We start from the raw sequence: 23,295 nt of genomic DNA on the forward strand, positions 1-23,295 counted from the left end.
TCGGGCCGGCACTTCCGCTGAACACCCCAACCAGGCGGTGGCACGCGGGACGACCGCACCAAAGAGCATGCCGATGGGAGACCGCCTCATGACCGACGCACAGCGCAGTACCGGCGACCACTCCGTATGGCGATGGTTCACGTTGTGGGCACTCGTTGGGGGTGCCTTCGCCTTCTGTATCGCAGCCGTGTTGTCCATCGGTCTGTTCATTCTGCCCCTAGTCGTGGGGGCAGCGATCGCCGTGGGCACCCGCCGCGGATCGGCCACAGGCCTGCCCGGCCTCCTGACCGGACCGGCCCTGCTCCTGTTCCTGATGGCATACCTGAACCGCTCCGGCCCCGGCGAAGTCTGCAACAGCACACAAACGGCCTGCGTCGAGCAGAGTGACCCCCGGATCTGGCTGGGCGCCGCCCTGCTGCTGATGCTCGCCAGCGTGGTCCTCTTGCTCCTGCTGCGCCGTACACGCCGCGCTGCGCTGCGACGTCCCACACCCACTGTTGAGTAGATGCCACAGACGTCATATGCCACCTCTTCCAGATCCGCCTCGCGCGCGCCCTGGTGTGATGCAGGACATGTATGCATCTGACCCACAGGGGGAGACCGCTGCCAACCAGCGGCGAATTGGTGACAGTCCTTTCAGCGAAGATCGGTTGGATCGAGGTCGTAGTGACGGGCAAACGGCTGAGCGGGGCAGCACGGGACAAGGCCGTCGCGGAGCTCGTTACTGACTACGAGAACGGCGCCTCGATTCGCACGCTGGCCACCTTGACTGGCTATTCCTACGGATTCATCCACCGTGTGCTCGGAGAAGCAGGTGTCACCATGCGGCGCCGTGGCGGCGCCAATCGCACCAAACTCGGCCGGTCTGCGGCCCTCTGAAAGGGCCGTGCAGCGAGATGGTGGGGCCCAGGGCCCGCGAGTTCCGCCGGTCGCGCACGGCCGCACGGCTGCGGCGCCGTCCTGCGCATGTTCACGAGTCCGGGTGGGTGGGACCAGGCCCGGCCCTCCATCGCCGGCGACTGCGGCAGTTGTGCGAGATGGTCCTTGAAGATTGTTGCGTGCGGGGGCAATTGCCTGGCGTCTGCTGCCAATCCCTGGTCGGGAGTGCCGCCGCCAGGCATGCTGGACCGGCCGGGGTGGACGGTACAAAACGGGGGCGATCGACGTGCAGAATAGGCCAGTACTACCGACGGCCGGGCATACACGCGCGGGGTGGGCCGAAGCCGTACTGGTAGCCACAGCAGCCGTCGTGATGGTGCTGCTTCTGGCCGGTCCGTTCGGCCGGCTACTTGAGGATTTCCGTGTGGCGCAAGGCCGGTCCGGCGTGGCCGGGCATTTCACTGCGGACCGCTGCTCCCGGGACACCTTCGAGGAACAGGACGGGTCGTACACCAAGGTGTGTCACGGCACGTTCGTCTCGCAGGACCGCACGGTCACCGACGGGCGGGCTCAGACGCGGGGACTACAAGATGTGGAACCACGGCAAGGCGATTGCCGTGCGCCGCACCGAGGACGGGCGGCTTCTTCAGCCGGATTCAATGACACGCGATATGGCGTTCGCGGGGATGGCGACGGTCCTGAGTGGCCTGTTGGTCCTGGTCGTGGGGGCAGCGATGCGCTTGGCGGCTCCCACAGCAGGGCCGGGGTATGAGGCATCGTTCGGGCCGTGGCGTTCACCATCCAGCTTTCGGACTGGCTGTCCATAGCGACGTGGGCCGCCTTGGGAATCATCGGGGGATACGCCTGTGGCAGTCTGGCCCGCTGGCGAGGCGGGACGTGGTGAATTCTTGATCTAACCGGGTGCGACCCGGGGTGATCGATTCCGACTGCGGTCAGACTGCGGTCTGTCCCACTGTCATTCATTAGGATCTCTTCTTCCCTCGCGGCGGAAGGCTTGGGTGACGGTTGAGTTCATGCTGGCTTACGTTCACAAAGCGGGCCACTGTGCGCTGGTCTCCGGCCTAATAGGTGTTAAAATGTGTTCATTAGCGAGATTTTCGCCGTGAAGATACATCCAATAATCGATGGTGCGGCTTCGCTGGCGAGTTCGTTATCATCCAGCGAACCATCTTCAACACAGCATGAAGCGTGGGCACAGGCTTTGCGCGAAGCTCAAAGGTTGAAGGATGGGTTAGGTCGGTCTTTGGATCGGGAAATTATCGAGACTGTTGCCGTACTCCGCCTCATGGGATTCTCCACAACCATGTCGTGCGGCGGCCACCTCAGCAGAATCACCGGCGGACCGTACGTTAGGTTTTGTAGCCCCGCGGCGAAGAAGTACCACGAGCAATACAAACAGATTGATCCTGCGGGGCTTGAGGGCAAACGTCTCGCCAGCAAAGCGTATCGTGCAAACCTACGCGAGCGTCAGAAACTTCTGCCGTATCTGGAAAAATTCTATCGTGGGCGAGACGTCCCATATGGGCAGCGACTAACATTGCGTAGCCCTAGCATGAGCAGTACTTATCTGTACTGCCAGAGCGCCGAACTAGCTCGGATTTTCGATCAAGCCGAAAGGCGCGAAATCCTGACCGCTAACCGCCAAGAAATGGCAGCATTTACCGTCCTACTAAAGCAGGTCGTCTTGAGTCCCTACCTCTCGGGCACGCCGTCATCGAACCATCCATCCCCCTCGCACTTGGGGTAGTCACATGGGTCGACCTCCTCGCCGTCATCGTCGAAGTACCACCCGTTGCCGTTGCATTTCGGACAAACCACCTTCGCCAACGTTCCCACCTCCTGCGAGAACGAGAGGTAGCGACCCCTCAGAAACAAGTTTCCTGCCAGATCCTCGGACTGGCACGTCCAGTGAGTGCAGGGAGCCACAGCGTCTGACACCGCAGGAGTTCTTGGCCGCGCTCGCCGCGATGCCTGCCGCCACCTCACCATCGATCCGTGTGAGCGTTCGCACAATTCCTCATCAGCGGTACTTCTAGCTCCACGTATTTCCCCAGCTGGTTGCGGCTGGTGACGGGCCGCCCGACTGCTGAGTGTGGGGCTGGACAGTGCCCTCAAGGACGCCTTCGGCGGCGCTTCGCGCTGGGCATTCGCCCACCCTTGACCGCCCTGACCAGCCCTGATGATCGGCGGCTATCGAGCGGCCCGCGAACCCTGGCAAACGTGGAGGCATGGCACACCGCCGCGGCCCGCATGGAGACGAAGGAGCCGGCTCCGGGATGTCCCTGGCCCATTCCGTGGCGTTCAAGCTGGGGAATACCGTGAACGTCCACAATCCGTGCCCCTGCGGACGATCCGTAGTAACCGGCACCCCTCGGGCACGAACGTTGCCTGATGTGGCGCCCACTCGCTTTTAGCGGACGACCTGGATCGTCGGGGGTAGCATCTGCCTTCCCTGCGTGACGACTTGATGGACGGGTGCAGTGAGCTTCGATCCCATCAGCGCGGTATCGACTAAGGCTAGCGACCGCGTTTTCGGCTGGGCCCTCGACCGCATCCAGGCAACGGCCGGCGCCCTGAGAGCCGACCATGCGCCCATCTGGCCTTGCTCCGGTTTCGCGAACGAGTATTCGTATCGCTTCAGACTCAGGGTGGGCATCGCTCCCAGTCGGACTCCCAAGCCGCTGCCGGTCGCTGGGTTTGCTGCTCGGGCTCGTGAAGTGGCCGCGTGGATTTTTCGAGACGGGCCCTTCCACGTGGACTACGCGGGGAAGGAGCTGGTGCGCGTTGAGGTCCGCGAGAACGCCATGCCTAAGGAGCAGTTTGTTCATCAGCTCGAAGTGCGCCCAACCGGCCTGGTAGATCTGCGCTGGGGCCTGAACTGCATCGTCGAGGAGGGAAGGATCGATCCGCTGCCGCTCCGCGAGGTCGTTGACGCCGTTCAGCGGATGCACGACCTGTCCCGGGCGCCCGCCTTTCACGCTCTCCACCAGGCTCGGCGAGCGGAACGTCATCGCCGGGTGGACTGGCGCGTCGGCATCACACCCCGGGCCATGGACGCGGTGGGCGCTAGTTTCAACTGGGTACGACTCGATACCCCTGGTTCGGAGTCGTTCTCCCGGGCCGAGCGCATCTACTCAGACTGCCCGCAAGTCGGGTATGCCGCGGACCGTCTCCTCGGCATCAAGCCGTCCCAGACAGCCGCAGACGTTCTCAAGCCCTTCCTGGACGACTTCTTCGCCCACTCAGGCTTTCTCGACGCAGGCGCGTGCACTGAGACGACACTGTCCGCTTGCTGATCAGGACCAATGTCGTCCCCCATGCATCCTTGAGCCGCGGTAGGCACAGCAACGGGGGTCACGGCCACGTCGAGGTAGGAGGCAGACCATCCGAGCGTTCAGAAGGCATCTCGCCCTGATTATCAGCCTGGCGGCATCTATGGCTGCTTGTACCGAACCAATACCAAGGTCGGAAGCCCGGCCTACGCCATCAAGCGCCAAATCGTCGTCTCCTCGGGCTAGCACGTCACCCCCGGTGCGGCGGCCCAGCCCCAGCCCCACCGTTCCGCGAAAGCCCGCGCCGCCACGGTCGGTGACCCAGTCTGGCCCGACCTTCATCCAGATGTTGGACGACCGGTCTGCGGCGCCGGCCCCACCACTGCCCGAACCAAACAGCCCGTTTGGAGCCGAACTCAGAATTGGCGGGGGTTGGTCAGCAAGCCTCCGTATCGCACCCGAGGGAGTGCCCTCCCGAGTGACGTGTGAGCCCAGGCCTTACAGAAGCTCGGTCGGCAGCACCCGCGCCTGGACGTACACGGTCATGAGTGAGCCTGGCCTCAACGAGTACGGTCTACCGCGGCGAGGCATCTACTTCCGCCTAGAACGCTCCCCTTCCGAAAATGAAGGCGGCTGGGACACGCAGATTTTGGCAGTGGAGATCGGTCGATGACCAAGGATTTGAGATCAACGAGGGGTCGAACCCCGATGACTTCAATTTCGCTGGTGGCAGTCCGAGCACCATCCGCATTCGCAGCAGCTCTAACGGGAAGCGACTCAGTTTCACGTTCTCCAGCACGGCTATCCCGCAATTCATGGCAGGTGACCAGCCCATAACAGGTGTCACAGTGGTCGGCACAATTGTTTGTCCCTAAGCAGTTGCAGTGACTCGTATGTCCTGCACCGCGGGGACACGGCAAAGCGTAGCTGGGCCGTCGTCGAAGGCGGCATACGCGTCGCATTCGCGCGGGCGGCTCATATATTGGTCGCCTGGAGCTGCGGGCCAACGGACACGTCCCTTGACCTTTCAACTTTGGTGCCCGGTTGCTGAATGGCTAGCAGAAGCGCATTGTGGAGAGACTCCTCTCAATCGTCAGGAGCTCGAAGTAAGGTGTTCCTCATGCGATCAGAGATCACGCGACTCTTGAGTGCTATGCCCGAAACGGAACGCAAGGAGATGCGCGACTTGCGGCCGGTCAAGCTGGTCGAGCGGCTAGACAAGGTGCTTCCGAAGGACGAGACGGTCCTGGGCCTTGCCTCAGCGACAAGGCCGGGAGGCTCTGCCCTCGGCACCAAGATTGGCATAATCGCCTTCACCGCCGACCGCTTCATCTTTGGCTCACTGGAGCCGGGCGGCTCCGATCCAAGTTGGACCCTTCAGAAGTGGGTCGAGGTTCTGGACGTCCAGGGCAAGCGGCCAATCCTGGGCAACTACGAGCTTTCCGTGACGGTGGACGGCCAGGCTTGCAAATACTGGCTGGGAGGAAAGAAAGGGCCTTCCAAGGACTTGGCCGAAAAAATGAAGAGCGGCATGGTGGAGCGCGCCGAGAAGGGCCAATTCGGTCGCTGACGGTGGCTGCCCTACACAAGACAGGAAAATGCCCCAAGATCAGTTATGACCATGGGGCTGTGGTTTGGGTCGCGGTTACCGGCTAGGCGAGCTGCTTTGCTGGAACGCTCGGCTGATCGGTGTAGGGAACGGCAAAGCCCGGGATCGGGCTATCGGCGTACGTCCTGCCCAGGAGGATGTCAGGCCTGAAGTGACACCAGCCCATGCGGAGGGTGTACTCCCATTCGAAGTCCGGGTAGCACTCGGCGGGAATCTGGAAACCGTGCAGCCAGGCGTGTCCCTCAATCCAATTCCAGTTGTCCTCCCAATTGCCCGGTCCGTCATAAGGCTCGCTCAGTTCGTATCCGGCTAGCCAAATTCGGGGTGCTATCTCACCATCCATGGCGCGTGCCCAATGAGGAAAGTAGCCGGCAGCCTGGAAGCCTTGGGCGTGAAGCGACTGCGGGCCACGCTCCTTGAGCGGTGCCGTGTAGAGCCCGGCGCCCAGATGGACCGTCTCCCACTGGATCTGGTAGGGCGTAAACACAATCTCCGGCAACAGGCGCAGGTGAAAGCTGTCAAACAGAATTTGAGAGAGCCTCCAACTTCCGGGTTGCTGCGCGGCGGCGACCCTCCACGAGTACTCGGCTGTTCGGTGCGGACTATCGAGGGACCAGTGGAGCAGAACGGCGGACAGCGGGTCTTCGGGCCAGGCCGGCGGTTCTCCAACGGCGTCGATGTCGGCTTCGGTGAAGCCCAATCGGTATGTACGGTTCCAGGAGCGGAACTGCTCGACCTGCGCCTCGGGCGGGATAAACAGTCCGTGGATGAGCGGGGGAGTCATGGTCAGTCTCCATCTGCCCGTGCGACACCGTTGGACCGGAAGCTCCGGCAACGGTCTCAACCTCGAAATTGAGAACGGACTGACCAAGACCAATTATAAGATCAGGAAGATCAGGGGTGTGAGGGCCTGGCGGTAGCTACTTGGGCTCGGGCAACCCGCTCTCAGATGCGAGGAAGTAGGGCTGTAAAAGAACTCGTGCATTATGATTGTTTTCTGTGAAATTGTCAACCCTTGATTGCAATGAGAGGTGAGGTGAAATGAATCTGCCGTCTGTGACTGGCTGGATAGGACTAGTTCTTCAACTGGTGGGCCTGGGCGTTGCTGCCTGGGGCGTCCGAGACACGAGGCTTCACTATGCCCCCAGTCGACTCGGCATTTGGGGCAGCCTGAGAGTGGCAGGCCGGACATTCTTGGAAGCTTTCGACCGGAGGACGCGGACTGGTGAAATGCACGCCGTCGCCCCGAAGGCTACGGTCGGCCTCAGCGACAGCCTCCACACAGATCTCAGGCATGCTCCTTTCTCCGAGAGCACAACCGCCGATGAGCGACTGAATGATCTTCTTGGTTATATAAATGGTCTAGAGGCCCAAACGACTCACCTGAATGCTCGCATCACTCAGGAGGGATACGTTCGTACAATTGATCTGGGGGCCTTGGCCGGCACCGTGGAGAACGGTCAGAAGGAGATTGAAGGCGAGATTGCTCGGGCGGTGGCAGGCAGCCTGAATCTGGAGGCGTGGGGTCTGGTCATAGCAGCCCTTGGGACCGCCGTGTCAGCTTTCGCGTAGAGAGTCCTGAGCCCGACTGGGAACGGTCCATGCGTCGCGGCGATCTCATCCCTCACTACGGCTTCGCGCGCCGCGCGATCAGGACCCCGCTCACGGTTGATCTGATCCATTTTCGGACTCCTCGTTTAGTTGTTACCGACCCCGTAGCAGGATGGAGTAGGCCACCAGCGCGAGTATCGCCACTGGTCCGAGCTGAGTTATCAGACGGAGTGCCCAAGAGCCCCACGTGTAGCGCTGAGCCCGTGTTTTCCGGAGCTGCCAAACCGGACGTGCTCGCCGAACCAGTCGAGCCTGTGCCCGACGGAATGAAACAACGTCGAAGATCTCACCGGTCTCTGGATTGACTAATCGCTGCATGGCTTCGTGCCTCCTGCTTACTGCATGCCGATACGAGCCGGTAGGAGCTGACGTCAAGGTGGAGCACCCGGACCCGCATAGGGGAGGATGAACGACCTTGATGGCAAAGCGAGGACCGGCATACGATCGGCATGCAGTAAGCAGGAGGCACGAAGGCTGTCCGCGGAGAAGTGGGCGATCAGCCCCGGTCAGCGACCTGTAGACCCCGCGCGACGCGTAGGCCGACACGTAGCCCGAGGCGTAGCCGGCCAGCAGGACGAAAAGGCCCCAGCTGGGGGCTTGGGGTGCGCGAGTCTCGGTTGATCTTAGGTTCTCGGCAAGGTACTAAGCAGGGTCTCCACCGGATTATCAAGGATCCCGACCAGGAATGCACTCCGCAGTTTAGCTTGCTCGTTGAGGAGCCGTGTCAGGTATGCCACCCGCTGGTCATGCGGAGCCAGAAAGATAATCCAGGGGAACCGGCGGTCCGGCTCGGCTATCCTGTGATGGTGGTAGTAGGCCAGGTACTGCGGCAGCTTGGACTCGATCTTCGTGCCGTACTGACCAGCCCGGTCCACCTCGATGAAGAAACGACCCTGTGCGCGCTGCTGGCCTCGCTTGACTCCAAGCTGCACGAATGCGTCCGGTTTCAGAGTCCGAGTGCCAAAGGTTCGCCAGCAGTACGGCTCGGCCTGGTAGTCGAGCAGGGTGAACAGACCCGGCCGGCCCGCCTCCACCAGCGTCACGTACAGCTCCGCCACGGCCAGGAAGTGGGCGATGGTTGGCTCGTACCAGCTGTATGGCCGTCTGGGCCGTTTGCTGGTGCTGCCGGCCAGATATTGGCCGGCGATGCCGAGCGTGTAGAGGAATGAGGCAGACCCGCGTTGCGAGCCGCCGACACGTCGTTCACCGACCTGTAGCAGGACGCTGTGATTTGTCAGCCGCCGCAGGACAGCCTGGCGGTTCCGTGCTCGGCTCTTGTCGGAGCCATCAGCGAAGAACAGTCGCTCCAACTGGCTGCCGGTCATGAGCTTGAAGCGGCCGACTTCATAGATGATCGCCAGGTCGCGGTCACTGAGGTGGGGCTTGAGCTGGTTGAGGTACCCCTCGGTGACGTTCACGAGGGCTCATCCCACGCTTCCCAGCCGGTGACCTGTGGGCTGGTTGAATCAGTCTGCCCACCGGTTCCAGGCGATCCGGGTGGCTTGGGCTGTGCCCCCATGGCACGGAGGCGAGCATTGATCTCGGCATCCACCTCCAGTCGCGGTCGGCTGTACTGGGTCCTGGACGCGATTCGCGCCGCTTCACCCAGCCCGACGGGTGGCACCGGGGGATAGGTGTGCCCAGTGACCGGGCCAGTCACGTAGCCGCCGACGTGGAACCGCGCCATGACTTCGCGGCGACCCAGATTCATCAGGTCGTGTTCTGAGACGGTTTGACCCATCTCCGCGGCAAGCAGGCGAGCGTCTGAGGACGCGGGTTGGAACACAATCTTGGTACGGGCGTTGGTCATCACATCTCGGCGCATGTCATTGCCGAGTCGGCCGACATCCTGGGTGGCGACGGTGATAGGTAGCCGGTAGCCCCGAGCTTGGGCGAACATGTCGCCGAAAGACATGGGCAGGTTCATGACCTCCTTGAACTCATCGATGTAGAGGAAAAACTCCTCGCTCAAGGGTTCGACTCGCACGGCGTTCCAGAGCTGGTTGAGAAACAGCGTGCCGACCAGCTTGGCCTCCTCGTGTAGCTGGGCGCTATTCAAGGGAACCAAGATAATTTTGTTCTGGGTGATAGCTGCTCGGAGATCGAGGCCCGAGCCAGCTTGGCCGAAGGTGAGTCTCAGTTCCGGATAGAGCAGGAGGGGCCGGAGCCGCCGCACAATCGGAGCCGCGATGTCGGCCTGCTCGCGGGCGCCAGCTTTAATGAACCATTCCCAGAAATTGACCAGCTCGGGGTTAGTCACACCCGTGACGAGGGCGCGGCGAAAGGCGTCACCCCGGACCCCTGGTTCCAGGGCGAGCGGAACTTCAATCACAGTGCAGCCACGCTCGGCAAGTGTCATGAGGGCGCTACGCAGGACGTCGGTGGCCCGCGGCGTGTTGCTCGTCAGATCAAAGAGCTTGTCGAAGACCGTCATAAGTTGGCCGGCCGTCCGATCCGGTCGCTCGCCCGCCAGGACGTTGAAGCCAATCGGATGCTCCCCATCTGTCACATCGAACAGTAGGACGTCGCCCAGCCGCTCGGATGGGATGGCATTCAAAACCCGCTGGACCGAGTCACCCTTGGGGTCGATGTAGGCGACGCCTGATCCATCTCGGATGTCAGCCAGGATCATGTTCTCCAGGAGGGTGCTCTTGCCACTGTTATTCGGACCCACCACGATCATGTGCGATGCGCGGTCGATGGGAGAGAGGGCAAGGGGGCGGCGGATGCCGGCGTAGTCCGATTCAAAAATGCGGCGGCCGACGCGGGGGATAATGGGATCGGGAGCCAGTTGGATGGTGTGACCCTGAGGTAGACCCGAGATGTGCGGTATGCCGAACGGGATGCCAAGGAGGACGGACAGTTCCATGGCGTTGAGGCGGCAGTGGAATGTCAGCGGTACGGCTCGATTTTGAGTCCGGTGGAGCATGGCCTTTTGGCGCCCCATCAGCGAGCGGAACTTAACGCCGTGGGTATGTGTGGCCGCCAGGCTGTTGTAGACCTGCTGGATCTGGCCCCGCGCGTTGGCTCCTCGGCTGGAAATTCGCCCGGTGGCGATGAATGTGCTGTCGCTAAACTTCTCCGCAAGTCTGCTCTTATCCAGCTTCGATGAAGGCTGTCCACTGCCCCGAGATTGAGTGCTCTGTGACTTGGCAGGCGAGATGACCCATTGCAACAGGATGGCATGACCGGCGCTGAGGTTGCTGAAGTGGGTCAGAAGGGTAGAGATGGCGCCGCGGGGCGACTTAACACGTATTGGCGTGCTGCCGCTTGACATGCCGATCTCGGCGACGCGGTCCCACGTAACAGCTGCAAGCGGATCGCTCCCGTGATCCAGTTCTTGGATATTGGTGCCGGGGATGTGGGTTCGCATCAGACCTACCACATCAGTGGCCACGTGATCGGGCACGCTGAGAAAATGCCGGATGCCGTAGGCGTCCCCGTACATCTCAAAGATGATGCATTGGGCTTTTCGGAACGCCTGGGGTGGGGGAAGGCCGCCGACCGAGCGTAGGAAGTTCAGCACATCCTCGTGAGAGACCTCTCGTGGGAAAACGCACACGAAGGTCCGACGCCCTGCTTCACCGGCCATCACGGCCTCCTCAGCGCGGTCTATATCTCAACGATGCCAGGTGCGCGTGGTCAGGACTCGGATCAAGTATCGGCCTCCGAAGAACAGCAGCACTCCTCCAGCCAGGACGAGCACCAGCCACAGCCAGTACGCCTTGATGATCGTGACGATGAGGCCAAAGAGGAAGAGCGCCAGGATGACGACTAGGAAGAGATTGATCACCCTGCTGTTGGTCGGCTGCTTATGGCCCATTGCTGTCACCCCGATCGCAGCTGCGTGAGTACGTCGCCGATGAGTGCGAGTTTCCCTTGCTCGTCGTCGGTTGGGTTCCAATGACTGCGTAGCGCACCTGCGATCAGGGCCAGGTTGATCAATCCAACCTCGTTCTCCCAGGCGTTGAGCTCGTCGACGACATACGTGAGCCGAGTCTTGGCCTGATCGTATTGGTGCTCAATCTGGGTTCGGGCCTGGACGACGTTCTGCTGCTCGGCCTCGACTCCCACGGGAGGTAGATTATGGTGCCGCTGATACGCCTGTTCGGCACCATGAAGAAATTCGTAGATGGTTGAGACCATGAGGTGGTCCCGCATGCGGTTGAAGCTGGGGACGGACTCGCGGGTGTGGTGGTCGAGCGCATCCCGGCGCGCCCTTGTCCAATCCCGCAAGGTCCGCTCATTGGCCTGACGGAGCGTTTCAGCAGGCTGCGGCGGCTCAGGTTCCAAGGCCTCTTGAGGTGGTGGGGCTAGATCCAACAGTCGCTGAAGGTCCGGGATGGTGGGGTGTCGTTCGAGGCGCGTCACGACGTCATTCAGATCCTCCATCTGCGAGTCGAGACCTGCCTTGATGCGTCCGTGGACCTGGCTCGCTGCGGCCTGTTCGGCTTCGATGGACTCGGCCAGTGGGGTCTGGTCGTATTCCAGCAGTCGGGCTTCAGCATCAGCGCGGGCCTGGCTGTAGAGACGTGAGCAGACCTGCTCCACGTAGTGGAACAAGGCCGCCTGGAAGAATTCTCGGCACCATGACTCGAACCGGTCAGTTTCTTCACCGCTAAAACTAGCCAACGCATAGCTGTTTCCGGCTCTTGTCTCCGCGACCGCCTGAGAATCCGGCACATCCATGATCGATCGCCTCGCGGACCCACCGCCGAGATGTGAGGCCGACGGGCCGCCGGCGCGGTCGCTGGCCGAGGCCCACATGGGTGATGGCGCGTTTTGAGCATATGGCTGAAGTTGAGCGCCCACCAATCCACACAGCCAGCCGCACTGCATCGGCGGCTGGGTGAACCCTGGTCAGTCAGCCGCGAGGTCCGGCGGCGGATGACTCACGGGAAATACGCTCGTAGGTGTGACTCCGGACGAACTAGAAAGACAAGTCGAGACGCTCGACCTGATCAACAACGAGCTGGCTGCACGTCTTGCCAGGCAAGCGGAGTCCGGCTCGAAGATCGACACGAAGGCGGTCTTGCTGGTGGGCTTCGCCGCGACGGCAGCCCAGTTTCTGGCCAGTCGGCACGCTCAGGCCGTCTTGGCTGGTCTTGCGTTCGGCGCGTACGCGGTGGCGTTCGGGTTCGGCGTGTCCGCGTTCCGCGTGGCGGCCTACAAGGACGTCGAACCGCGACCCATGTTCGATAGGTATGGACGGCGCTCAAAGGCCGAAGCTTTGGTGCACCTGGCCTCAGCGCGCGTCAAGGCCTTTGAAAAGAATGCTGACCAGCACGAGTGCCGTGCGAAGCGCTGGTGGATTAGCCTCGCTGCCTTGACTCTCGGGCTCATCCTGTCAGTCGCCGCCATCGTGCAGACTGGATGACATGACGGATCAACAGAGCCAAAACCAGCCGCAGCCGGAGCCCCCGGCCGCACCCCAGCCTGTAGATGAGCCCAGCCTGACCGACGAATACTTCGACCCGGAGCTTCTGGGCGAGGAGAAGCGCGACGAAGGCTAGCTTGAGTCTGTCGGGGATCTTGGAGGTGGCGGGGTGAACCGTTTCGGGTTCGGTAGAGACTTCAGATTGTGGTTGTGACCTGGGGTTTGGTGGTTGCGCGGTAGTAGTTGGTCTCGTATTCGGCGGGTGGGATGTGCCCCCTATTTCACGGTGGAGCTGGCGGTGGCAGTACCAGTCGATCCACTCCGCGGTCGCGAGTTCGACCTGGGTCACGTAGCGTTTGCGGCCTCGGATGATCTCGTGTTTTGTCTTGCCTTCGGCGGTGCGGCGGGCGACGTAGTCGATCGTGGGCTGGTGGAATCGCATGCGGACGATGACGGTGCGGTAGATCGCGGCGTTGAGTTGGCGATGGCCGCCGTGGTTGATTCGTTGCCTGCCGCTGGTCATTCCGGAGCCGGTGGACACGGGCGCGATGCCTGCGAGTTTGGCGAGTGCGGCTTCGGACTTGATGCGCTCGGGGTTGTCGCCGACCACCACCAGGATTTCCGCGGCCGTGTCCGTGCCGATGCCGAACGGCTCGAAGCAGCTGCGGGGCGACTCGGTGCACCAGGTCATCGATCATCTTCGTCAGCTCTTTGGCCTCGGCGTCGAGGTACTGCCACCGCTTGGCCAGCGTTCGCAGGGCGTGACGCAATGCGTCCTCAGGGCCCTCCAGGCGGCGAGGACGCAGGCCCGCCAGATGCCGGGCCAAAGCGATCTGCGTTCTGCCGGCGGTCTCGTGGCGCAGGGCATCGGGGGCGTGGACGAGCATCGCCTTCATCGTGACTATCGCGGCCCGCGCGTGATCGCCGTCGACGGCAAAGCACTCAAGGGATCAGCCCGTCTCACCGCGACGCGCCGACACCTGCTCTCCGCGGTCACGCACGGCACCGTCGTGACCCTCGCCCAGGTGGAGGTCGGCGCGGAGACCAACGAGACCACACACTTCCGTCCGCTGCTGGCACCGCTGGACCTGACCGGCACCGTCGTCACCTTCGACGCCCTGCACTCGGTCAAGGCGAACATCTCCTGGTTGGTCGAGACCAAGAAGGCCCACTACATTGCCGTGATCAAGACCAACCAACCGACCGCCCACAGCCAACTCGCGGCCCTGCCGTGGCGGGACATCGCCGTCCAGCACACCGCCTCCGCCTCCGGGCACGGCAGGCGCGAGTCCCGCTCGATCAAGACCTGCGCCGTCGCGGACGAACTCGGCGGGATCGCCTTTCCCCACGCCCGCCTGGCCATCCGCGTCCACCGCCGCCGCAGGCAGACCGGCGAGCGCGAGACCCGTGAGAGTGTCTACGCCGTCACCAGCCTCGACGCCCACCAGGCCCGGCCCGGATCGACACCAGCCTCCCGGTCCCACCGCTACGCCGATCGGGGATTCGTGATGTGATCCGGGTGGGTGGCCGATGCGCGCCCATGCCGCAAATCATCGGAATTGATGCGATATCTGTACAAAAGTTGATCTCATACTCAATGATGGATTCCATGCGAACCCCCGACTGTCCGTTCTGCCGCATCGTGCAGGGCGATGCACCTGCAATGGTCCTGCGCGAATGGCCGGACGCCCTGGCGATCCTGCCGCGCAATGGCGTAACAGCCGGACACGTACTGATCCTCCCCAAGACACACGTAGCCGATGTCGCCACAGATCCCTCGGTGTCGGCGACCACGATGCTCCGAGCGGCAGAGCTGGCCGCGGAGGTGGGCGACTGCAACGTGATCACCTCACGCGGCCCCGCCGCGACGCAGACCGTCCCGCATCTGCACATCCACTTGGTGCCCCGCGCCCACGGCGACGGCATGCTGCTGCCCTGGACCCGCCCTCGCACTGTGTGAGGCGCGAAGTGCGAGGGCGGGATCGGCTCAGCGCAGAAAGATGATCATCATGCTGTCAACGGCGGCCAGTACGCCGTATGAGCACAGCATCGTCCTGGAGAAGGCGACGCGATGCCAGGTAACCCGTTCGCCGTACCGTTCGGCATCCATGGTCAGCGGCGGGAGCGGTGCGGCCCGGCGGGACGCGATCTTCTCGTACAGGGAGCGGAACAGCCGCTCCTGACGTAAGTAGTAGCTGTCGAGCGACCAGAATCCGGTGACCAGGCCGACGCAGATCACAGCCGTCCGCCCGCCCGCTCCACGGCTTGCGACCGCAAGGAAGGCGCCGCTGAGGGTGATGGCCCATCCTTTGATCAGGAAGGAGTTGTTACCGTGCCGCGCGATCACCGCCTGGAGAAACTCCAAGTGCTTCAAGTCCTCCTGCCGGAGGTCGCCGGGATCGGTCATGCGGCCGGTTCTTCAGCCGGAACGGACTCGATGTCGGGCGCGCTCGGCTGCCACAGCAGTCGGCCGGGGCGTTCGAACTGTGCGTTGAGGTCCTCCAGGATGCGCTCCAGCCTTTCCTCCAACCTCCCCGGTGCATAACGTTCGAGCAGATCGTCGAAGTGGCGCAGTAGTCCGAGGCACAGCGTCGGAGCGGTCGGTGGAGTCCCCGTGGTGCCGCCGACTTCACCCTTGGCCTTCGGCCACGAGGCCTCGGTGAGTGGAAGGACGAACTGGCCGGCGGTGCCGCTGCGGGCCCGCTCGTTGACGATTCCGGTGCATGCGTCCTCCACGGTGCGGTTCGCATCGGCCGCGGTGAGCTCGACCAGGAATCGCAGTTGGTGCCAGGCAGCGGTGTGATCATCGAGGCGTGCACGTGCGCCCCCGACGAGGCGTTGGAGGAGCACGTCGGCGGACTTGACCAACTCCTTCGCCTCCTTGTCGCGGTCCGCGAAGGGGTTGTGGGCGAGCACCTTGACCATGACCGCCGCCGTGCTGAGCACGACGGTGATGATCGCCACCGCGTTCCTGTACGGGATCAGGTCGTGGTGCTGCTGGACGGCGTAGCCGGCGCGCATCTGGGACCAGATGACGATCACGGTGAAAAGCAGCAGGGTGAAGACCACCGGACCCAGTGCCTTCGGCCAGGGCAGCTCGTCCTTCGCACGCTGCTGGTCCGCCGCGGCGGGGGCGGCTTCCCCGCCCGTCCTCCACCATCGGCCGCGGAGCCGCGGGCGCTCAGTGACACGACTGGTCCGGGTTCGCCAACGGAAGATCGATTCGGCGAGCAGGTTTCCCGCCGCGAGCAGGCAGACGGCAAGTCCCAACCCGGGAAGGTACGCCAGGTAGTACCCCAACTGGTGGGATCCCACGCCGAAGAACCGCTGCATCAGCATCCCGACGAACATCGTGTCGAAGGACGCGCTGGCGACCATGGTGGGCCACAGCAGCCGTCGCCAGAGCTTCGGCGCACGGCGCAGGCTCTCCGGCCCGTCGCCGGTGTGCCGCCGGCGCACCTCTTCGACCAGCTGCTGCGCCTCACTCGAGGTGCCCCCCAGCGCGAAGCGCTCGGCGGCTTCGATCGCGGTCTGGGTCTCATGGAACGTGCCCAGCATCGCTGTGGCATCTTTGCCGAGGGGCTTCTGGGCATGTGCCAGGTCCATGTTGGCCTTGGTGAAGGCCTCCATCAGGACAGCTCGTTCGCGGCTGTCCGTCTTGTCGGCGGCGCTGGGGCCGTGGCGCTTGTCCAGATCGAAGAAGGCCACATTGCCGGTGCCCTTCGGACACTCCACAGGTGCCTGATACCTGGCGGCCGACCCCGATCCGTTCCTGCCGTTCGTGTTCATGGCTGACCGCGTCCTCACTTTCCGATGATGTCGATGTCCACGCGGCGGTCGCACTGCAGCAACTGCTCCTCGGTCATGCCCGCCGCACCGGAAGCCTTGGGGCAGCCGACCGCCAGACCCCGGCCATAGGCGCTGACCTCGGCCACGCCGAGGTCGAACAGTACTGACCGCACAGCGTTCGCGCGATCCTGGGACAGGCGGTGGTCGTTGTCGGGACGACCTCGCGGGTCCACGTATCCGTAGACAACCACCCGGCTGCCCGTGGTGGTTCGGGCGCTGACCGCGATGTCGGTCAGCAGTGGCATCGCCTGGCTGCGGACCTTCGACGAGCCGGAGTCGAACAGGGCGGCTCCGGGCAGCGAGTACGCCTGCACCTTGCCATCGCCATAGCGGACCGTCGGGTCGCTGGGGGTCTTCGACGCGGTGCGGGGGGACGCTGCTTTCGCGAAGGTCACCGAGGGGAGCGAACAGGCACCTCCACCACCGTTCTGGCACAGTCCTTTCCACAGGTCGGTCAGCCAGCCGCGCTGCAGGGGCGTGGCAGTCGGCTGGTCGGTGGCCGACTGGGCCAGCCCGGCGATCGTGGTGTGCACGCCGGTGAGGACCGGAATCTCATCGCGGGTGGTGCAGACCTTGCTGATCGCACCGATCTCCTCGGGAGTTCGAAAGGCTGCGGTTCGCAGGTCGGCGCACCCGGTGGTGGACAGGCCGTCCGTCAGTACAAGCAGGTTGCGCGACCCTTTCGCGCCGTTCAGTGCTTCGGCGCCGGACTCCAGTGCCCCCAGGATGTTGGAGCCGCTGCTGATCGGGGCCGACTTCTGTGCGGTGGAGACGTAGCCGGTCAGACAGTCGGCTGCCTCACGCTTGCGCTCGTCGCGGTTGCCGCTGTCGGCGTTGTCCTTCTTCCAGTCGGTCGAACGGTCCTTGGCGATCCAGGTGATCTGCGTCGAATCGCCGCTGAACGCGCCTATGGAGACGGTGTCCATGCGCTCGAGCATGTCCGCAACCAGCGACGCGAGCATGCTCGTGTAGTCGAGACCGCGGGCACCCGTGGATGCGCCGAACGCCGAGGCGGAGTCGTCGACGAGGATCACCGATCGGCCGTCGCCGTCACCCGGCTGCGCCATCCAACTGCAGGAGTCGGTCGTGGAGTCGTCCGACAGGTCCGGCCCCGTGGTGCATGCGGTGGTGAACCCACAGACGAGCGCGAGCGCCAGAGCGGCCGTTGCGCGGGCTGCCCGACGACTGCGGCGGACAGGCAGTACTGAACTCACGAGACCAGCTCCCCCGGATCGGCGGCGACCGCCCCGTCAACCCACGAGAACGGGCTGAGCCCCATCTGGCGGCAGAATGCGCCGAGTGCCTTGTCGTAGGCATTGGCGTACTCGAACAAGCCGACCTGCTCGCTGTTCTTGGCTGCCTCGGCCAGCACCTGGGCCAGCACCTTGGTGCCCGCCCTGCGAGTGTTCTCCAGCGCCTCCATGACCCTGGAGAAATCCCCCCCTTCGGCGAGTGCGGCTGCGAAGGGCACCATCAGCCGCCGTTCGGAGGGCCCGAGGTCGCCGGCCTGCTCCAGTTCCCTCACGACCTGAAGCCACTGCTCAGTGAGCGACTCCGCGTGGTCAGCCTTCAACAGGCCGAGACGGTGCTCTTCCTTGAGGGTCAACTCATTGAGATGGAAGGGGAGTATGTGCTCACGTAGGACCGGGTCGATGCGCATCCGAACGGACGGGACGCAGCGGATGCTGCCCTTCTCGTCCTCATAACACCAGCCGTTGCCCAGCTCCTCGTTGACGGCCTGCTCCGCTGCCACAGGGTCGCTCGGATCGCACCCGCGCGCGACGGACCACGCGCGGCGCACCAGTTCGGCACGCGCCAGCTCCTGGTGCACCCCCGCGCGTTCCCTCAGGACCTCCAGCGTCATCACGACACTGGACCAACGGAAGTGCGGAAGCACCTCGAACGAGAAGACATCCCCGCGGGCGGTCAACGCGAGGGTTTCGTTCTCCGCTGGGAGCTCCAAGGCGGCCTCTCCCTGCGCGGACTGGCCGGCCGCCGCCGCCCCCTCGGTTCCGGATCGGGTCCGGGTGTCGCCGAACTCGTCGCCGTTCTCGCCGTCCTTCGAACGCCACCAGGTACGGAGCGTGGCAAAGAGTCCCTTGGGTCGAGCCATGATCGTCTTCCTTTCGTCAAGAGTGGTCCGAGCGCTCGTCAGGACTCCTGGTCACCGCCCTGGGTGCTGCCCCCGTCCAGGTGCTTCCGGACCCTCCGGATGCAGCCCGACTCCGGATAGCGCTTGATCCACATGTCGAGGTTGAACATCAGTCGCCGGGAGAGCTGGCCGGTGCAGACGTGAGGCACGAACGCCTCCAGGAAGCCCCCCAGCTCGGGATCGGCGTCGCCTCCGAGCAGCCAGCGCCGCAGCAGGTCCCAGGCGCGGGCGGAGTGCCCCTGGCTGAGCAGGGCACGGCGCCACAACAGCACCAGAGCCTTCTCGCGCGCGCTGTCCTGCATGGCGAGATGTGCGAGGACGGGCCGATCGCGACGGTCCGCCCCCACGGAGTAGCGGCCGAGGATCAGCATGGTGCGAATCGCATGCCGAGCCAGGTACTCGTTGTCCGCCGTGATCCACCGTTCCAGTGCGTCCGCGACCGGCTCCGTGCCGTCGGCGAGGAAAAGCAGGGCCATGGAGAAGGCAACCGAGTTCCGCAACGCCAACTCGGGCCTGGTACCCAGCTCGCGCAAGGACCGCAGGGCGTCGTTGACGTCCTCGATGCCCACCGAGGTACCGAAGGTCCGTGCTGCGCTGTCCTGAAGCCGCCAGTCCGGACTCCCCGCCCAGCTGCGCACCTGCCGGCGGACCCGCGGTGCCAACTGCGGATCTCCCGCCGCCATGGCCAACGCCAGTGCGGCGCACTGGCGGTACGGCGCAGTACCGCGCGCCCAGTCGGAGACCAGATCCCGGTAGACGCTGTCGAAGTCGTGGCCCAACAGGATCCCGGCGATCTGTGCGGCCCGCACGTGGATCCGCTCCAGCGGACTTGTGCCGACCATCCGGGTCAACCACATCCGCAGGGGAGGCCGCAGGCTGTCGTAGTCGTGCCAGGCCACCTCGATCACAGCGAGCATCAGCTTCTCGTCCCCGAGCAGCGCCCGCCGCGGATTGTCCTCCCCTTGGGCACTTGCGCCGCTGAGCCCTGCGCCCCGCATCGCCGGCGGGATCAGTTGATCGAGGTCGCGGTCGAAGAGATGGACGCCGATCGGCGGTTCGCGGGTCTCGAACAGTGGCAGCACGGTCGCGCTGAGCATGTCCGCCGCCCAGAAGACGTCAGCGAGCGGGTGCCCGTTGAACAGCGCGTACGCGATAAGGAACGCCTGGCGGTGCGGGTCGAGGGTCGAGTGCTGCGAGCCCTCGGGCGGTTTCTGGAGGATGTGCTTGGCCAATCGCCGCAGCCGGTTGCGCCACCGGCCGACCGCCTCGTCGAGGCCGGTCTGCCCCGCGTGGAGCTGCTCCGCCAGCAAAACCGCGAAGTCGACCACGGCGCGCACCGACGGTGCTCCGCCGACGATGCGCTGCACCTGCTGATCCGCCAGCATCCCGGTGACGAAGGCGCTCACGTGGCCGTCGCCGCACTCGTCCTCGGTACACGCCGACGAGGAGTGCAGGGCCAGCGCCGCGCGAAGATGCGCTCTCAGTACGGCGTTCGGATCGGGCCGTCGATGCGCGACCGCGTAGGGCTGGAGCTGGTCGGGGTCGACCGGACCCCGCTCGCCGATGACGACCACGTACGCGTTCCGGCTGTGGGCCAACCCGCTGAGTGCGGCTACGGTGGAGAGCTTCACGGGCTGATCGCCCAGGTCGACCAGGAAGCCGTCACCACTGGTGAGCAGTTTCTCGGCCTGCGCGACCAAGGCCTGCGCGAAGCTCGGCGCCTCGGTGTGCAAGATCTTGATCCGGTCGTTGCCGCAGACACCCGCGAGCAGCACCAGCGCGGTGGACTGACGTCCGCTTCCGGGCTCCCCGGACAGCGCGACGACATGGTGCTCCCGCAGGCGGGCTGCCATCTGGCTCTGCTGGTCGACCGTCTGGTGGACCTCCCGGTACTGCGCGACGTCTCGCGGGTCGAAATCCACCGCATGGATCTCGGCGCGGCTGTCGGCCCCGAGGGTGAACTGCTCGAAGTAGTAGGAATTACCGCTCGCGGACACGGCGTTCCGACGCGGCCTGTCGAGCGTGGTGCCGCCCCGCAAGACCGAGGCCAGGCCGTCGAAGTCCTCGTCGCTCCCGTCACGTCGGGTCGCGGACTTCTCCTTCTTCTTCTCGTCCTTGCTGTCCTCCTTCTCCGACTCCCCCGGGCCAGCCGGCCGCGGACGGCCCCCACTGCCGTTGTCACCGTCCGCGCCCGGCCCCGCCGCCGGCCGGTCGAAGACCGGTTCGTCCGGACCGTGTGCTTCCGCCGCGGTGTCGGCCTCGAGTTCGGCCGGGCCCTGCGGCGAGTCACTGGTGTCCTCCGTGCTGCTCACGGTCACTCCTCTCTGTTCCTGCCTTCGAAGTACTCGGCGTCGCCGGAGCCCAGGGCGATGGCGTTGCGCTTCGGGTTCTTCAGCGTGGTGCCGCCGCTCGTGCGGCCTTCCCCGTCGTGCCGCCTGCGGCCCGGTACTTCCTTGCGTACCTCGTCGAGGATCAACGGAAGATCCTGATCCGCGTGTTTCGTCCGCAGATACATGGCCTGACGGTTCGGCAACTCAGCGATTTCGTAGGGCAGTTCACGGGGCTCGGGGAGCGGGGCGTCGTTGAGCAGGAGCGGGATGACCTTTCTGCGCCACGCGAGCATGGAGGCGATCTCCATGCGGACCCAGTCCGCCGGGTCGTCGATCCGGCGGTGGCCGGAACTGTCCGCCTGAGTGAGCCAGTCGGATCCCATGAGGACGAGAAGCACCGAGCAGCGCTCCAGGTTCTGTAGCAACTCGACCCGGTAGTCAGCCCCTCGGCCGATCGCCCGGTGGTCCCGGAAGACCATCTCGTCGCCGAACTCCCTCCTGAGCGCCTCGTCCACCAGGGTCGCCTCCTTGTCTCCGTTGCCAGTGCGGTAGTTGATGAATACTCCGGCCATGTCGTCCTGCCTTTCCCACTGCCGAAACCGGGCAGATGGCGTCCTTGGTTGCGCGCCGAGTCGTCGCAACCGGAGAGAGGGGGGGTGAACCGACGTTTTCAGCCGTGGGCGGGGGTGGTCAACGCGTTGCCCGCGGCCACCTGCCGAGGCAACGGAACACCCTCTTGAATCCGCTGGCGCCCTACTCGAAGCGGTGACCAGGCAGGCACGCTCGGTGAGTGGCGGGGGATCGGTCAGACAGGGTTTCCCGGTTTGCGGCGGTTGGCCTGCAAGCCGAGGGTGAGGAGCGGAATGGTGTGGCGGACGGTGGCGTTCTTCGGCCATCGTTTGAGCGCGCGGCTCAGGCGCAGCAGGTCCGCACGGATGGTCGCCGAATCGACCAGAGCAACCGACGAGGCCACCGATTCGGCCACCGCGCAGGCGTGTTCGACCTCGCCGACGTGTGCCAGCGCGAGAGCCAGCCGAACGCCGTAGCGAGCCCGCGCCCGCCGCGCCGTCGGGTCGATGGCTTCCAATCCGTCACCCAGCAAGGTCACCGCCTCCGCGGGGGAGCCGAGTTCCTGCATGCACCAACCTGAGATGAACGCAGTCAGGTCCGGCAGATGGACGCTGCCGAGCACCGGATCGTCCGTGTCCAACGGGGTCGTTGCGGAGGTCAGTTCGGCACCGATGTCCAGGGCGCGGCGGCATTCTTCGCGGCCGCCCACGAGAGCGTGACCCTGGGCCTCGCGCTGGGCGGCGAGCCCCCGGATCCGTCCGCTGCGCGCTTGCCGTCCGGCTCGGCGGGCGAGTTCCACGGTCGTCAGGGAGTCGCCGTTGTAGAGGGCCACCTCCGCCTTTCGGACCAGGGCGTAGGCCGCCAACTCATCGTCCCCGCCGGCCGCCGCGAGATGGACTGCCTGATCGGTCCACCACAGGGTCGCGTCGTCGTTTCCCGCCTCCTGGGCCATCCACCCGGTGTATTCGGCGAAGCGCGAGGCCAGGCGGAGAATGATGGAACGATGCTCGGGCTGGGCATTCCGCGTCATTCCGCGAAGCGCGCTCGTTGCCGCGATGGTGAGCTGTGCGACAACAGCTGGCCCGAACATCTGACCGAGCTGCCGAAATTCGTCGAACATAGTTCTGAAGTAGGGAAGCGCCAAGCCGGCTTCCGGAGTTTCGTGCCAGGCCGGCGTGATGGACCAGCTGACCATGTCGAAGGGTACGGTCCCGTCGGTGAGCGCAGCGGGATCGAAGGCGACGAAATCACTTTCACCACCGGCGTGCATGCGCAACGACCATGGAATCTGCAGATCCTGGTTGCTGACCTGGCGATTTGTGGAATTGCGCTCAGGTTGAGAAACCAGCCTGCCGAGCTGGCCGTCGGCCTTCATTACGGTGTCGCAGATCTGCGCCAGGTCACTGCTGGGCTGCTTCTCGCAGCGCTCCACCTTGCTCAGGTGTCCCTTGGAAAAATGGATCAAGCCCGCAAGATCACCCAGGGATAATCCCGCCTCGATCCTTCGCCGACGCAACTCGGCGCCGAAGGTTAAAGCTGGCGGCTGCATGCTCATTTGCCCCCGATCGCTCGCAACCAGTAAAGGCAGTCTGCCATGGAACATCTGACCGTTCACAGCTTCTTTA

General features: G+C 64.3%; 21 protein-coding genes. 8 read left to right on the forward strand and 13 right to left on the reverse strand.

All coding sequences use genetic code 11. The features are described 5' to 3' along the window. The first annotated feature begins 88 nt into the window (after positions 1-88). The 4 genes from C8250_RS29005 to C8250_RS29020 all read left to right on the forward strand — a co-directional run bounded on the left by C8250_RS29005 (position 89) and on the right by C8250_RS29020 (position 5,742). Positions 89-505, forward strand: coding sequence for a hypothetical protein (locus tag C8250_RS29005; RefSeq protein ID WP_138357333.1), 417 nt, complete (start codon positions 89-91; stop codon positions 503-505). A gap of 149 nt (positions 506-654) precedes the next feature. Next, entirely contained in the window at positions 655-879 is a 225-nt protein-coding gene (locus C8250_RS29010) for a helix-turn-helix domain-containing protein (RefSeq protein ID WP_138357359.1), read from the forward strand. A 2,501-nt stretch (positions 880-3,380) separates the two neighbouring features. Then, the gene (locus tag C8250_RS29015; RefSeq protein WP_138357334.1) at positions 3,381-4,196 is read left to right on the forward strand and encodes a hypothetical protein; all 816 of its coding nucleotides are present in this window, start codon (positions 3,381-3,383) and stop codon (positions 4,194-4,196) included. A 1,096-nt stretch (positions 4,197-5,292) separates the two neighbouring features. Next, a complete protein-coding gene (locus C8250_RS29020; protein ID WP_138357335.1) occupies positions 5,293-5,742 on the forward strand; it encodes a hypothetical protein in 450 nt (149 codons plus the stop codon). 82 nt (positions 5,743-5,824) lie between these two features. Here the strand turns inward: C8250_RS29020 and C8250_RS29025 are convergent, their stop codons facing one another. Then, positions 5,825-6,565: a hypothetical protein gene (locus C8250_RS29025; RefSeq protein WP_138357336.1), complete on the reverse strand. Its 741-nt coding sequence runs from the start codon at positions 6,563-6,565 to the stop codon at positions 5,825-5,827. 446 nt (positions 6,566-7,011) lie between these two features. Here C8250_RS29025 and C8250_RS29030 point away from each other — a divergent pair, with 446 nt between their 5' ends. Next, positions 7,012-7,353 carry a hypothetical protein gene (locus C8250_RS29030; RefSeq protein ID WP_138357337.1) on the forward strand — a complete coding sequence of 114 codons (342 nt, stop codon included), beginning with the start codon at positions 7,012-7,014 and terminating at the stop codon, positions 7,351-7,353. Between the two features lie 662 nt (positions 7,354-8,015). On the opposite strand, the gene C8250_RS29035 is transcribed toward C8250_RS29030, so the two are convergent. Genes C8250_RS29035 through C8250_RS29050 form a run of 4 tightly spaced genes read right to left on the reverse strand, consistent with a single transcriptional unit; the run spans position 8,016 to position 12,081 of the window. Then, positions 8,016-8,810: a replication-relaxation family protein gene (locus tag C8250_RS29035; protein WP_138357338.1), complete on the reverse strand. Its 795-nt coding sequence runs from the start codon at positions 8,808-8,810 to the stop codon at positions 8,016-8,018. Next, positions 8,807-10,984, reverse strand: a complete 2,178-nt coding sequence (locus tag C8250_RS29040; RefSeq protein WP_138357339.1) for a type IV secretory system conjugative DNA transfer family protein — start codon at positions 10,982-10,984, stop codon at positions 8,807-8,809. Before C8250_RS29040 ends, C8250_RS29035 begins: the two co-directional genes overlap by 4 nt. Positions 10,985-11,011: 27 nt before the next feature. Next, positions 11,012-11,215 carry a hypothetical protein gene (locus C8250_RS29045; RefSeq protein ID WP_138357340.1) on the reverse strand — a complete coding sequence of 68 codons (204 nt, stop codon included), beginning with the start codon at positions 11,213-11,215 and terminating at the stop codon, positions 11,012-11,014. A 5-nt stretch (positions 11,216-11,220) separates the two neighbouring features. Next, positions 11,221-12,081: a hypothetical protein gene (locus C8250_RS29050; protein WP_138357341.1), complete on the reverse strand. Its 861-nt coding sequence runs from the start codon at positions 12,079-12,081 to the stop codon at positions 11,221-11,223. 226 nt (positions 12,082-12,307) lie between these two features. On the opposite strand from C8250_RS29050, the gene C8250_RS29055 reads away from it, so the two are divergent. Next, positions 12,308-12,769 (forward strand): hypothetical protein, encoded by a 462-nt coding sequence (locus C8250_RS29055; RefSeq protein ID WP_138357342.1) that lies wholly within the window; start codon positions 12,308-12,310, stop codon positions 12,767-12,769. On the opposite strand, the gene C8250_RS29060 is transcribed toward C8250_RS29055, so the two are convergent. After that, positions 12,732-13,460: a transposase gene (locus C8250_RS29060; RefSeq protein WP_138357343.1), complete on the reverse strand. Its 729-nt coding sequence runs from the start codon at positions 13,458-13,460 to the stop codon at positions 12,732-12,734. The genes C8250_RS29055 and C8250_RS29060 overlap by 38 nt on opposite strands. Before the next feature lie 124 nt (positions 13,461-13,584). On the opposite strand from C8250_RS29060, the gene C8250_RS29065 reads away from it, so the two are divergent. Together C8250_RS29065 and C8250_RS29070 are read left to right on the forward strand one after the other, a co-directional pair. Continuing rightward, positions 13,585-14,283, forward strand: a complete 699-nt coding sequence (locus tag C8250_RS29065; RefSeq protein WP_244809434.1) for an ISAs1 family transposase — start codon at positions 13,585-13,587, stop codon at positions 14,281-14,283. 95 nt (positions 14,284-14,378) lie between these two features. Continuing rightward, positions 14,379-14,729: an HIT domain-containing protein gene (locus C8250_RS29070; protein WP_138357344.1), complete on the forward strand. Its 351-nt coding sequence runs from the start codon at positions 14,379-14,381 to the stop codon at positions 14,727-14,729. 27 nt (positions 14,730-14,756) lie between these two features. On the opposite strand, the gene C8250_RS29075 is transcribed toward C8250_RS29070, so the two are convergent. The 7 genes from C8250_RS29075 to C8250_RS29105 form a co-directional block, all read right to left on the reverse strand. Continuing rightward, a complete protein-coding gene (locus C8250_RS29075) occupies positions 14,757-15,176 on the reverse strand; it encodes a hypothetical protein (RefSeq protein ID WP_138357345.1) in 420 nt (139 codons plus the stop codon). Further along, complete coding sequence (locus C8250_RS29080) at positions 15,173-16,504, reverse strand: hypothetical protein (protein ID WP_138357346.1); 1,332 nt, start codon at positions 16,502-16,504, stop codon at positions 15,173-15,175. The genes C8250_RS29075 and C8250_RS29080 overlap by 4 nt, the downstream gene beginning before the upstream one ends. A gap of 68 nt (positions 16,505-16,572) precedes the next feature. Further along, positions 16,573-17,832: an OmpA family protein gene (locus C8250_RS29085; RefSeq protein WP_138357347.1), complete on the reverse strand. Its 1,260-nt coding sequence runs from the start codon at positions 17,830-17,832 to the stop codon at positions 16,573-16,575. Next, positions 17,829-18,731 carry a hypothetical protein gene (locus tag C8250_RS29090; protein ID WP_138357348.1) on the reverse strand — a complete coding sequence of 301 codons (903 nt, stop codon included), beginning with the start codon at positions 18,729-18,731 and terminating at the stop codon, positions 17,829-17,831. Before C8250_RS29090 ends, C8250_RS29085 begins: the two co-directional genes overlap by 4 nt. A gap of 38 nt (positions 18,732-18,769) precedes the next feature. After that, complete coding sequence (locus C8250_RS29095; RefSeq protein WP_138357349.1) at positions 18,770-21,082, reverse strand: hypothetical protein; 2,313 nt, start codon at positions 21,080-21,082, stop codon at positions 18,770-18,772. Positions 21,083-21,084: 2 nt separating this feature from the next. Next, positions 21,085-21,672 (reverse strand): TIR domain-containing protein, encoded by a 588-nt coding sequence (locus C8250_RS29100; protein ID WP_187145025.1) that lies wholly within the window; start codon positions 21,670-21,672, stop codon positions 21,085-21,087. Between the two features lie 233 nt (positions 21,673-21,905). Beyond that, positions 21,906-23,285, reverse strand: coding sequence for a helix-turn-helix transcriptional regulator (locus C8250_RS29105; RefSeq protein ID WP_138357351.1), 1,380 nt, complete (start codon positions 23,283-23,285; stop codon positions 21,906-21,908). Positions 23,286-23,295 lie beyond the last annotated feature (10 nt).

It is taken from the genome of Streptomyces sp. So13.3 (genome assembly GCF_005860785.2).
Lineage (GTDB): Bacteria > Actinomycetota > Actinomycetes > Streptomycetales > Streptomycetaceae > Actinacidiphila > Actinacidiphila fildesensis.